This window comes from Komagataeibacter sucrofermentans DSM 15973, from assembly GCF_040581405.1.
In the GTDB taxonomy this organism is placed as follows: domain Bacteria; phylum Pseudomonadota; class Alphaproteobacteria; order Acetobacterales; family Acetobacteraceae; genus Komagataeibacter; species Komagataeibacter sucrofermentans.
The window spans coordinates 887,271-899,498 of sequence record NZ_CP137157.1 but is presented as its reverse complement, the minus strand read 5'-3'; the positions used below and the strand labels follow the sequence as shown (position 1 = coordinate 899,498).

The window sequence follows — 12,228 nt, the reverse complement described above, 5'->3', positions numbered from 1 at the left end:
TCCTACTCCGCCGCTTCAACAAGGCCGGTGGGCACCTGCACTGCGCGCCCGCCGCCATGGGCCGCCTTATAGGCGTGGATGCGTTCCTCCATTACCGGGCGAAACCGGCGGATCAGGCCCTGGATGGGCCAGGCCGCCGCATCGCCCAACGCGCAGATGGTGTGGCCTTCCACCTGGCGGGTGACCTGCTCGAGCATGTCGATTTCCTCGATCTCGGCGCGCCCCTCCACCATGCGTTCCATGATGCGCATCATCCAGCCCGTGCCTTCGCGGCAGGGCGTGCACTGGCCACAGCTTTCATGCTTGAAGAATTTCGAGAACCGGGCGATGGCCGCGATGATGTCGGTGGATTTGTCCATGACAATCATGCAGCCCGTGCCAAGGCCGGAGCCTTCGGCGCGCAGGCTGTCGTAATCCATCAGCACAGTCTCGCACACATCGCGCGGCAGCATGGGCACCGAGCAGCCACCGGGGATGACGGCCAGCAGGTTGTCCCACCCGCCGCGCACGCCGCCGCCATGCTTTTCAATGATCTCGCGCATCGGCACGCCCAGCTCTTCTTCAAACACGCAGGGCGTGTTGACGTGGCCTGATATGGCCATGAGCTTGCTGCCCGCGTTATTGGGCCGCCCAAGGCCCGAGAACCATGCCGCCCCGCGCCGCAGGATGGTGGCGGAAACCGCAATGCTTTCCACGTTATTGACCGTGGTGGGGCAGCCATACAGGCCCATGGCGGCAGGGAAAGGCGGCTTCATGCGCGGCTGGCCCTTCTTGCCCTCAAGGCTTTCAAGCAGGGCCGTTTCCTCGCCGCATATGTAAGCACCCGCGCCGCGATGGATGTAGAAGTCGAAATCCCAGCCCGAGCCGCAGGCGTTCGGGCCGATCAGGCCTGCTTCATATGCCTCGTCAATGGCGTGCTGGAGGTGCATGGCCTCGTTGTAGAACTCGCCGCGAATATAGATGTAGGCCGCATGCGCCCCCATGGCGAAGGAGGCGATCAGCGCACTTTCAACCAGCTTGTGCGGGTCGTGGCGCAGGATCTCGCGGTCCTTGCAGGTGCCGGGTTCGGATTCATCACCATTGATGACGAGGTAATGCGGCCGCCCATCATTCTTCTTTGGCATGAACGACCATTTGACCCCGGTGGGAAAACCTGCGCCGCCGCGCCCGCGCAGGCCCGATGCCTTCATCTCGCCGATGATGGCATCGCGCCCGCGCGCCAGAATTTCCGCCGTGCCATCCCAGTCGCCCCGGGCGCGGGCCCCGGCCAGCGTCCAGTCATTCTGGCCATACAGGTTGGTGAAGATGCGGTCCTTGTCGTGCAACATGCGCTTTACCCCTGCCCCTGCGGCTTGGCCGCCGCATCATCCACCAGTACCTTGCACCCGCCCGCAGGGGCCGAGTTGAGGCGGTCGATGGTGGGGCCGGGCGTGGGGCGTTCGCCCCGCTTCAGCGCCTCGATCAGCTCAAGCGTGCGCGGGCCATCGAGATCTTCATAGTAATCATCATCAACCTGCAAAATCGGGGCATTGGCGCAGGCGCCGAGGCATTCCACCTCCGTCAGGGTGAACAGGCCATCCGCGCTGGTCTCGCCAAACGCCCTGATGCCCGTGGCCGCCTTGCACGCCGCCGTCACATCATCCGACCCGCGCAGCCAGCACGAGGTGGTGGTGCACACCTGCAGGTGGTAGCGGCCAATCGGCTTCGTGTTGAACATGAGGTAGAAGGTCGCGACCTCATACACGCGGATCGGGGCCATCTCGAGGCGCCCGGCCACCACATCCATGGCGATGCGCGGTATCCACGCGCTGCCGGTCTGGCGGCCCATCTGCTTCTGCACCACGTAAAGCAGGGGCAGCACGCCGCTTGCCTTGCGCTCGGGCGGGTATTTGGCAAGAATGACCGCAATCTGCCGCTCGCTCTCGGCATCGAATGCGAAATGGGTGGGTTCCACGCCTGCGGGCGCATTGGGCTGGGTAGACATGTCGGTCACCTGTCAATCTCGCCAAACACCAGGTCGAGCGACCCGATAATGGCCACGGCATCCGCCAGCATGTGGCGGCGCGACATCTCGTCGATTGCCTGGAGATGGGAAAAACCCGTGGGCCGGATCTTGCAGCGATACGGCCGGTTGCTGCCATCAGCCACCAGATACACGCCAAACTCGCCCTTGGGCGTTTCGGTCACGGTGTAGGTGGCGCCGGGAGGCACATGATAGCCTTCGGTAAACAACTTGAAGTGATGGATCAGCGCTTCCATCGAGCGCTTCATCTCGCGCCGTGGCGGTGGCGTGATCTTGTGGTCACGCACTTTTACCGGGCCGGGGCGGATCTGCTCGAGGCACTGGTTGATGATGCTGACACTCTCGCGCATCTCGGCCACGCGCACGAGATAACGGTCGTAGCAGTCACCCTGCCGGCCTACGGGCACGTTGAACTGCACCTTGTCGTAATTATCGTAGGGCTGGCTGCGCCGCAGATCCCACGGCACGCCCGAAGCCCGCAGGCATGGGCCGCTAAAGCCCCAGGCCAGCGCCTGCTCGGTGGTGAACACGCCAATGCCCACCGTGCGCTGCTTCCAGATCCGGTTGCTGGTCAGCAGGGATTCAAGGTCATCAATCCATTGCGGGAAGGTGCGCGCCCAGTTGGCAATGCGCTCCTCCAGCCCGGCAGGCAGGTCGCGTGACACGCCGCCGGGGCGGACGTAGTTGGCATGAAAGCGCGCGCCGGACGCGGCCTCATAGAACTCGATCAGCTTCTCGCGTTCCTCATACCCCCACAGCGCAGGCGTGAGCGCACCGCAGTCAAGCCCGAAGGAGGTGAGGTTGAGGATGTGGTTGAGAATGCGCGTGATCTCGGCAAACATGACCCGGATCCACTTCGCGCGGTCCGGGGCCTCGATGTTGAGCAGCTTTTCCACCGCCAGCGCAAACGCCTGCTCCTCGCACATGGGCGAGACGTAATCGAGCCGGTCGAAATAGGGCAGCGCCTTGGGGTAGGTCTTGTATTCGATCAGCTTTTCCGTGCCACGATGCAAGAGCCCCACATGCGGAATGGCACGGGCCACGACCTCGCCCTCCATTTCCAGCACCAGCCGCAGCACGCCATGGGCGGAGGGGTGCTGGGGGCCGAAGTTCAGCGCGTGGGAGTCAATTTCCACCACATGGCGCTTCACCTCGCCATCGGGCTCTTCTGGCAGCAGGCTGTCGGGAATGTCCGTATCGCTACGCAGTGTGACATCGCTCATCGGCTCAGCCCTTTCGCTTGATGTCGTGGCGGTCGGCATGGGCCTTTTCATCGCCCGGCAGGGTCAGGATGCCTTCCCATGGCGATTCAAAGTCGAAATTGCGGAAGTCCTGCACCAGGTCGACCGGCTCATAGACCACCTGCCGCCGTTCCTCGTCGTACCGCATCTCGACATAGCCGGTCAGCGGGAAGTCCTTGCGCAGCGGATGCCCCTCGAAGCCGTAATCGGTCAGGATGCGCCGCAGATCCGGCTGGTCGGTGAACAGGATGCCAAACAGGTCATACGCCTCGCGCTCCCACCATGTGGCGGCAGGCCAGAGCTGGTGCACCGACGGCACGGGATGGGTCTCATCCGTGGTCACGATCACGCGGATGCGGTGGTTATGGGTGACCGAAAGCAGGTTGTAGACCACCTCGAACCGCTCGGCCCGGTCGGGAAAGTCCACGCCGCATATGTCCATCACCTGCTGGCAGGTATAAAGCGGGTCATCACGCAGCATGGCCATGAGGGGGAGCAGCCGCTCACGCGTGGTGCGCACCACCAGTTCGCCCTTTTCGATACCAGCGGACATGATGCCCGGCACGGTGGTGGAAAGCCGGAAGCTGATGGCCCCAAGGCTGCCCGTAACGCCGCGCGGCCCGGTGGTGGCGGGAAGGTTCTGCACATCAGCCACGGCGGATTGTCCCTGTCCTGCGGATCTTCTTCTGCAGTTGCAGGATGCCGTAGATCAGCGCTTCCGCCGTGGGCGGGCAGCCGGGCACATACACATCCACCGGCACGATCCGGTCGCACCCGCGCACGACGGAGTAGGAATAATGGTAATACCCGCCCCCATTGGCGCATGACCCCATGGAGATGACCCAGCGCGGCTCGGCCATCTGGTCGTACACGCGCCGCAGGGCCGGGGCCATCTTGTTGGTCAGCGTGCCCGCCACGATCATCACATCGGACTGGCGCGGCGAACCGCGCGGAATGATGCCCATGCGGTCAAGGTCATAGCGCGGCATGTAGGCGTGGATCATCTCCACCGCGCAACATGCCAGCCCGAACGACATGGGCCACAGGCTGCCCGTGCGCCCCCAGTTGACCAACTTGTCGAGACTGGCGACGACAAAGCCCTTTTCCGTCATCTCACCGGTGATGCCTTTTATCACCGCATCCTGCTCCGGACCCGGAGGCAGCATGTCGCGGTTCCAGGCAATGCTGTCAGCGGGCCGGCCTGGCCCTGAGGTATCATCGTTGCCCATTGGGGCGCCTCCCCTTGTCATGCTCAATCCCAGTCCAGCGCGCCCTTGCTCCATTCGTAAATGAAGCCGACGACCAGAACGCCGAGGAAACCCATCATGGATGCAAAGCCGAACCAGCCGATGCGCGACAGGCTGAGCGCCCAGGGAAAGAGGAAAGCGACCTCAAGGTCGAAAATGATGAACAGGATCGCCACCAGATAGAACCGCACGTCAAACCGGCGGCGGGCATTGTCAAATGCCTCGAAACCACATTCATAGGCCGACGTTTTCTCGGCATAGGGTTTCTGGTGACCAAAAAGCAGCGAACTGCCCAGCATGGCTCCCGCGATCACCACAGCAATGCACCCGAATATCAGTACGGGCAAATAATCAGCGATAACGGAATGCATCTTCCGTGTTCCCAACCTGTTAATACGCCGCCCGGTGTCTTTATCGACTTATATGTGGCTGAAGGGATGCTAGACCCAACCCGGTGGGGGGAACAGTTACTTAACCGTGTGCACTCATGAACATTACCGTGAGGCTGAATACAGTAACACTTCCGTTAACACTGCTCTGTCATGACTATAATGGTACGATTTATTATTCTCATTTTTCCGTGTGGAAAAACGGGCACAAAAAAACGCCAGTGCAATGGCATCTGGCGTGGTGCGGAACATTATGATGGGCTGCGCCATAATGGCGCGAGTGACGGGGCTCGAACCCGCGACCTCCGGCGTGACAGGCCGGCGCTCTAACCAACTGAGCTACACCCGCATGGGGCATGTCCCTGCACGGATACAGGAAAACATGGTGGGCGATGACGGGATCGAACCGCCGACCCTCTCGGTGTAAACGAGATGCTCTACCGCTAAGCTAATCGCCCGCGCCCCTAGTAAGGGATTACAAAAAAGGGGGCAACCCGGAAAATGGATTGCCCCCTCTTTTTTTCCTGAAACAGGCGGTCTTACTTGCTGACCGCTTCCTTCAGGTTCTTGCCCGGCTTGAAACGCACGGACGTGGATTCCGGAATGTCCAGCGGTTCACCCGTGCGGGGGTTGCGGCCCTTGGCGGCCTTGCGGGTCGCCGTAACGAACGTGCCAAAACCGACCAGACGGACTTCCTGATTGTTTGCCAGCGCCTTTTCGATCGCACCGAAAACCGCATCAACCACTTCGCCAGCCTTGGCTTTGGCCAGATCGGCTTCCTCGGCTACCGCAGCAACCAGTTCCTGCTTGTTAAGTGGCTTCTCCATTTTACGCCTTTCTTTGTACTGTGCGCTTACGCAATCATTCAAACATCGCGCCGCATTTCTGCTCGCACTATGCCGCTGTTTTTTCTCACGTCAACCAACAGAATTCGGGGAATGACAGAGAAAACCGTCATTCCCCTCCATCATGACAATTTTGCGACCACGCACCCCTGCCCTACGGCGCTCAATGCGTCAATGCAGGTGTTGCGGCTCCTTCGACGGAGGAGGCTGCTGCCGGCTCCGTCCATTCGATCGGCTCGGGCTTTTCCACCAGTGCCTGGCCAATCACTTCATCCACATGCGAAACCGGCAGGATGGTCAGCGCCTCGGTCACCACCGTGGGGATATCGACCAGATCCTTCTCGTTATCCTTGGGGATGAAGATGGTCTTGAGGCCCGCGCGGTGGGCGGCCAGCAGCTTCTCCTTCAGGCCGCCAATCGGCAGCACGCGGCCACGCAGCGTGATTTCGCCGGTCATGCCCACGTCGCGCCGCACGGGGATGCCCGTCATCACGCTCACGATCGAGGTGGCCATGCCGATACCGGCCGAAGGACCATCCTTGGGCGTGGCACCCTCAGGCACATGCACGTGCAGGTCGCGCTTTTCAAACAGGGCGGGGCTGATGCCAAAGGTCACCGCACGGCTACGCACGTAGGACAGGGCTGCCGCGACACTTTCCTTCATCACGTCGCCAAGCTTGCCGGTCAGCTTGATGTTGCCCTTGCCCGGCACCATCACGCTTTCGATGGTCAGGATTTCTCCGCCCACTTCGGTCCAGGCCAGCCCGGTCACGACTCCGACCATGTCTTCCGACTCGGTCTCACCGTGGCGGAAGCGCTTCACGCCCGCGTATTTTTCAAGGTTTTCGGCCGTGATCGCCACGGTCTTGGCCTTGCCGGTCACGATCTCGGTCACGGCCTTGCGGGCCAGTGTCGCAATTTCGCGCTCGAGGTTACGCACACCGGCCTCACGCGTGTAGCTGCGAATCAGCTCACGCAGGGCATCATCGGACACCGACCACTCGCCCGGCTTGAGGTTGTTGGCCTCCGTCTGCTTGCCCAGCAGGTGGCGCTTGGCAATCTCGACCTTCTCATCCTCGGTGTAACCCGACAGGCGGATGATCTCCATGCGGTCCAGCAGCGGCTGGGGCATGTTCAGGCTGTTGGCGGTGGTGATGAACATCACATCCGACAGGTCATAATCGACCTCGAGATAGTGATCGCCAAAGGTTGAATTCTGCTCGGGGTCCAGCACCTCCAGCAGTGCGGAAGACGGATCGCCGCGCCAGTCGGCGCCAAGCTTGTCGATCTCATCAAGCAGGAAGAGCGGATTCGAGGTCTTGGCCTTCTTCATGCCCTGGATGATCTTGCCGGGCATGGAGCCGATATAGGTGCGGCGGTGGCCACGGATCTCGGCCTCATCGCGCATGCCACCAAGCGACATGCGCACATACTGCCGCCCCGTCGCCTTGGCGATGGATTTGGCCAGCGAGGTCTTGCCCACGCCTGGCGGCCCCACAAGGCACAGGATCGGCCCCTTGAGCTTCTGGGCGCGACTCTGCACGGCCAGATACTCGATGATGCGTTCCTTGACCTTCTCCAGCCCGTAATGGTCGGTGTCGAGCACCTTCTGGGCCTCGGACAGGTCATGGCGGACCTTCGAGCGCTTCTTCCACGGAATGCCCAGAATCCAGTCGAGATAGTTGCGCACCACCGTCGACTCGGCCGACATCGGGCTCATGCTCCGCAGCTTCTTCAGCTCGGCCATGGCCTTTTCGCGCGCTTCCTTGCTCAGCTTGGTCTTGGCGATCTTTTCCTCAAGTTCGGCGGTTTCGTCCTTGCCGTCCTCGCCTTCGCCAAGTTCCTTCTGGATCGCCTTGAGCTGCTCGTTGAGGTAGTACTCGCGCTGGGTCTTTTCCATCTGCCGCTTCACGCGGTTACGGATGCGCTTTTCAACCTGAAGCACGCCGATCTCGGCTTCCATATGCGCGAAAACCCGCTCCAGACGCGCATTCACGTCCTGGATCTCGAGGATTTCCTGCTTTTCGGGAATCTTCAGGTTCAGATGGCTGGCAATGGTGTCCGCCAGCTTCGACAGGTCATCAATCTGGTTGAGGGAGACCAGCACCTCGGGCGCGATCTTCTTGTTCAGCTTGATGTACTGCTCGAACTGGCCGATCAGCGTGCGGCCAATGGCCTCGGCTTCCTTGCCATCGGTTTCCTGCTCGGGCACGTCCTCGATCTCGGCCTCGAAATGGCCATCGACCTCGTGCAGAGCGGTAATGTGGGCGCGCCTGCCGCCTTCAACAAGCACCTTGACCGTGCCATCGGGCAGCTTGAGCAGCTGCAGGATGGTGGAGACCGTGCCGTAGCGGTAGATATCCTCGGGCGTAGGGTCATCCTGCGCCGCGTTCTTCTGGGCCACGAGCAGGATCTGCTTGTCGCTGCGCGTTACGGCTTCCAGCGCGCGGACGGATTTCTCACGCCCCACGAACAGCGGCACGATCATGTGCGGAAAGACAACAATATCGCGCAGGGGCAGGACAGCAATCGTGTCACGCGTATCGTCATCAGCTTCCTCCGCGCCACGCGTGGTGGCGACGGGGGTGCCGGCGGTGTTGGTATCGGTGGTTTCCGTGCCTTCAGGCGCGGGAGTCAGTCTGTCAGTTTCAGACATATTGTTTTTTTGACCTCCTGATGGACGATCCCGGATGGGCACCCAAGCATGTGGCCTGCCCATCCGTTGCGCCGCATATGCGACAACCTCACTTCAATGTTGTCACGACGCGCCGCCACCACAAGCCCGGTGGCGACAATTCGGCGTAAAGCGGCCAGACCGTCAGGCGGACTGTTCGGCCGGCTGGTTCTTGCCATACACATAGACAGGCTGCGCCTTGCCCTCGGCCACTTCCTTGTTGACCACCACTTCCTCGACATTCTTCAGGCCGGGAAGGTCGAACATGGTCGACAGCAGGATGCTTTCGAGAATGGCGCGCAGGCCACGCGCGCCCGTGCGACGGGCAATGGCGCGCTGGGCGACCTGACGCAGCGCATCCTCGGTGAAGGTGAGCTGCACGTCCTCCATCTGGAACAGGCGGGCATACTGCTTGACGAGCGCGTTCTTGGGCTTGGTCAGGATCTCGATCAGGGCGGCCTCATCAAGATCTTCCAGCGTGGCGACCACGGGCAGGCGACCGATGAATTCGGGGATCAGGCCGAATTTCAGCAGATCCTCGGGCTCAACCTCACGCAGCACGGCACCCATGCGCCGCTCGTCGGGCGACTGCACATCGGCACCAAAGCCGATGCCCGAACCCTTGCCGCGCGCGCTGATGATCTTGTCGAGCCCCGCAAACGCGCCGCCGCAGATGAACAGCATGTTGGTGGTGTCCACCTGCAGGAATTCCTGCTGCGGGTGCTTGCGCCCGCCCTGCGGCGGCACGGAAGCAACCGTGCCTTCCATGATCTTGAGCAGGGCCTGCTGCACGCCCTCGCCGCTGACATCGCGGGTGATGGAAGGGTTGTCCGACTTGCGCGAGATCTTGTCGATCTCGTCGATGTAGACAATGCCGCGCTGGGCCTTCTCCACATTGTAGTCGGCCGCCTGCAGCAGCTTGAGGATGATGTTCTCCACATCCTCGCCCACGTAGCCCGCTTCGGTCAGGGTGGTGGCGTCGGCCATGGTGAAGGGCACGTCAAGGATGCGGGCGAGCGTCTGGGCCAGCAGGGTCTTGCCCGAGCCGGTGGGGCCGATGAGCATGATGTTGGATTTTGCAATCTCGACATCATTGTTCTTCTGGGCATGGGCGAGGCGCTTGTAGTGGTTGTGCACCGCTACCGACAGCACCTTCTTCGCATGACCCTGGCCGATGACGTAATCATCGAGAATCTTGCAGATTTCACGCGGCGTAGGCACCCCGTCGCGCGATTTGACCAGATGCGTCTTGTGCTCCTCACGGATGATATCCATGCACAATTCGACGCATTCATCGCAAATGAACACGGTGGGACCGGCGATCAGTTTGCGGACCTCATGCTGCGACTTGCCACAGAACGAGCAGTAAAGCGTATTTTTGGAATCGCCGGATTTGTTATTCATAACCGCTCCTATTCCCACTCAGGGGAACTTCTCCATACCTTGCGACCGGGCAGGAAACGCTGCCTGGACCGCCGCAGGCAACCCTTCCCCACCGGGGCCGGGAGCGCGCCTGCGAACGCGCCCCCTGATGCAGATTACTCTGCAGGTTTTGATGCAACGTTACGACGGACCACTTCATCCACGATGCCGAATGCCTGCGCCTCTTCCGCTGACATGTAGCTGTCGCGCTCCAGCTTCTGCTCGATCTCCTCAAGCGTGCGGCCGGTGTGCTCCTTGTAGATCTCGTTCAGGCGCTGGCGGATGGTCAGGATTTCCTGCGCCTGGATCTCAATGTCGCTGGCCTGCCCCTGCGCCCCGCCCGAAGGCTGGTGCACCATGACGCGTGAATTGGGCAGCGCGAATCGCCGCCCCTTCTCGCCACCGGCCAGCAGCAGCGACCCCATCGACGCCGCCTGCCCGATGCACACCGTGCTGACGGGGCAGCGGATGTACTGCATGGTGTCGTAGATGGCGAGCCCCGCCGACACCACGCCGCCGGGGCTGTTGATGTAGAACGAGATTTCCTTGCTGGGGTTCACGCTTTCCAGATAAAGCAGCTGCGCGGAAACCAGCGCCGAGACCTGATCATAGACCGGCCCGGTGAGAAAGATGATCCGTTCCTGCAGAAGGCGGGAATAGATGTCGAATGCCCGTTCCCCGCGGGAGGTCTGTTCGACCACCATCGGTACCAGAGCGTTATTGAAGATCTCTACGGGATCCCGATCCCTCATAGCCATATTCCCGATCCTGAAAAGCAAGGGCCCGTTCCACGTTACGCGCCCGGTGCAGGAGGCACGGACAGCGCTGGCGCAGCCGGACCCTTCCCGGTTACTTATGACAAAATAGAGACAAACACGCCAGATACCACCCCACCCCTGTCATTTTGCCAGAAACGGGCCGCACAATCCGCGCGTGTTCACCTGTCCACAAACACATACGGCGCGCGGAAGTCCCCTTCCGCGCGCCGCAGGCGTTACCTATGCCGCCAGAGCGGATCAGACGTCAGCTTCCGGCATTTCGGCCAGTTCTTCCGGCGTCACGACCTTATCCTCGACCTTGGCCAGCTCGACGATGTAGTCGATGACCTTGTTCTCGAAGATCGGGCCACGCAGGCCATCGATCGCCTGCGGGTTCTTGCCGAAATATTCGAACACGGCCTGTTCCTGACCCGGATAGCGCGCGGCTTCGGCCCGAACGGCGTGAACGATTTCTTCCTGCGTCACGGTGATGTTGTTCACACGGCCGATTTCGGCAAGCAGGAGGCCAAGTTTCACGCGGCGTTCGGCAATCTTGCGATAGTCGGCGCGCAGCGTGTCCTCGTCCTTGCCCTTGTCTTCCTCATCGAGGCGGCCGGCCTTGCGGTCTTCCTCGATGCGGGCCCAGATCTGGCTGAACTCGGCATCCACCATGCCCGGAGGCGCCTGGAAGTCGGTCTTTTCGGCCAGCTTGTCGAGCAGCTCGCGCTTGAGGCGCAGGCGGGAAAGCTGGTCGTATTCCTGCGTGACCTGCTGCGTGATCAGCTCGCGCACCTGCTCAAGCCCCTCGAAGCCGAGCTTCTTGGCCAGCTCGTCGTCGATCTTGGCTTCGACCGGGCGCTTGAGTTCCTTCACCTTGATGTCGAAGGTCGCTTCCTTGCCCGCAAGGTGCTCCGCGCCGTAATCGGCGGGGAAGGTGACGGTGATCACTTTTTCTTCACCGGCCTTCATGCCCACGATCTGCTCGGCGAAACCGGGGATGAAGCCCGCGCCGCCGAGTTCGACGTTCACGTCGTCAGCGGAACCGCCTTCAAAGGCCGTGCCGTCAACCTTGCCCACGAAGTCCACGCTCACCACGTCGCCATCGGCGGCGGGGCGGTCTTCCTCGACCTTCTCGAACTCGCGCTGGCGGCTGGCGATTTCCTTGAGCGCCTTGTCCACCGTCTCGGCATTCACCTCGGACTTGAGGCGCTCGAGCGACAGGGTGGACAGGTCGGGAATGGTGATCTCGGGCAGGATCTCGAACTCGACCGTGAACTTCAGGTCTTCCTTACTGCCCGGCTCGCTGCCGGAAACGAGGTCAACCTTCGGCTGCATGGCAGGGCGCAGGCCGCGCTCGTCAAGCAGGGTGCGGGTCGCGTCGCTTACGACCTGCTCCATCACCTCACCCTGCACGGATTCGCCAAAACGCTGCTGCAGGATGCTCATCGGCACCTTGCCCGGGCGGAAACCCGGCAGCTTCATGGACTGTCCAACTTCTTTCAGGCGCGCGGTGCGCTTGCTCTCGATTTCTGCTGCGGGCACCGTAACGGTGAAACCGCGCTTCAGGCCATCGGAAAGCGTTTCAGTAACCTGCATCTGCCAGGCCATCCTCTCGGTCAGAACGTGTCA

At 61.6% G+C, this 12,228-nt stretch carries 11 protein-coding genes and 2 tRNA genes; all 13 read right to left on the bottom strand.

Going from position 1 to position 12,228, the window contains the following annotated elements:
• Positions 1 to 2: 2 nt before the first annotated feature.
• Positions 3 to 1,328: an NADH-quinone oxidoreductase subunit NuoF gene (gene nuoF / locus R5N89_RS04265; RefSeq protein WP_110568825.1), complete on the bottom strand. Its 1,326-nt coding sequence runs from the start codon at positions 1,326 to 1,328 to the stop codon at positions 3 to 5.
• Positions 1,329 to 1,333: 5 nt separating this feature from the next.
• The gene (locus R5N89_RS04260; protein WP_110568911.1) at positions 1,334 to 1,984 is read right to left on the bottom strand and encodes an NAD(P)H-dependent oxidoreductase subunit E; all 651 of its coding nucleotides are present in this window, start codon (positions 1,982 to 1,984) and stop codon (positions 1,334 to 1,336) included.
• Positions 1,985 to 1,989: 5 nt separating this feature from the next.
• Positions 1,990 to 3,246: an NADH-quinone oxidoreductase subunit D gene (locus tag R5N89_RS04255; protein WP_110568827.1), complete on the bottom strand. Its 1,257-nt coding sequence runs from the start codon at positions 3,244 to 3,246 to the stop codon at positions 1,990 to 1,992.
• Between the two features lie 4 nt (positions 3,247 to 3,250).
• The gene (locus R5N89_RS04250) at positions 3,251 to 3,910 is read right to left on the bottom strand and encodes an NADH-quinone oxidoreductase subunit C (RefSeq protein ID WP_373320398.1); all 660 of its coding nucleotides are present in this window, start codon (positions 3,908 to 3,910) and stop codon (positions 3,251 to 3,253) included.
• A gap of 1 nt (position 3,911) precedes the next feature.
• Positions 3,912 to 4,493 carry an NADH-quinone oxidoreductase subunit B family protein gene (locus tag R5N89_RS04245; protein ID WP_078524409.1) on the bottom strand — a complete coding sequence of 194 codons (582 nt, stop codon included), beginning with the start codon at positions 4,491 to 4,493 and terminating at the stop codon, positions 3,912 to 3,914.
• A gap of 23 nt (positions 4,494 to 4,516) precedes the next feature.
• Complete coding sequence (locus tag R5N89_RS04240; protein WP_061272187.1) at positions 4,517 to 4,882, bottom strand: NADH-quinone oxidoreductase subunit A; 366 nt, start codon at positions 4,880 to 4,882, stop codon at positions 4,517 to 4,519.
• Between the two features lie 290 nt (positions 4,883 to 5,172).
• Positions 5,173 to 5,249: transfer RNA gene (locus tag R5N89_RS04235), tRNA-Asp, on the bottom strand.
• Between the two features lie 34 nt (positions 5,250 to 5,283).
• Positions 5,284 to 5,358 (bottom strand) — tRNA-Val (locus tag R5N89_RS04230).
• Positions 5,359 to 5,439: 81 nt separating this feature from the next.
• Complete coding sequence (locus tag R5N89_RS04225; RefSeq protein WP_061272185.1) at positions 5,440 to 5,727, bottom strand: HU family DNA-binding protein; 288 nt, start codon at positions 5,725 to 5,727, stop codon at positions 5,440 to 5,442.
• A 181-nt stretch (positions 5,728 to 5,908) separates the two neighbouring features.
• Positions 5,909 to 8,401 carry an endopeptidase La gene (gene lon, locus R5N89_RS04220; RefSeq protein WP_354680698.1) on the bottom strand — a complete coding sequence of 831 codons (2,493 nt, stop codon included), beginning with the start codon at positions 8,399 to 8,401 and terminating at the stop codon, positions 5,909 to 5,911.
• A gap of 162 nt (positions 8,402 to 8,563) precedes the next feature.
• Positions 8,564 to 9,823 (bottom strand): ATP-dependent Clp protease ATP-binding subunit ClpX, encoded by a 1,260-nt coding sequence (clpX, locus tag R5N89_RS04215; RefSeq protein WP_078524412.1) that lies wholly within the window; start codon positions 9,821 to 9,823, stop codon positions 8,564 to 8,566.
• 134 nt (positions 9,824 to 9,957) lie between these two features.
• Positions 9,958 to 10,593 carry an ATP-dependent Clp protease proteolytic subunit gene (locus tag R5N89_RS04210; RefSeq protein ID WP_061272180.1) on the bottom strand — a complete coding sequence of 212 codons (636 nt, stop codon included), beginning with the start codon at positions 10,591 to 10,593 and terminating at the stop codon, positions 9,958 to 9,960.
• A gap of 264 nt (positions 10,594 to 10,857) precedes the next feature.
• A complete protein-coding gene (tig, locus tag R5N89_RS04205; protein WP_110568912.1) occupies positions 10,858 to 12,195 on the bottom strand; it encodes a trigger factor in 1,338 nt (445 codons plus the stop codon).
• Between the last annotated feature and the right edge of the window lie 33 nt (positions 12,196 to 12,228).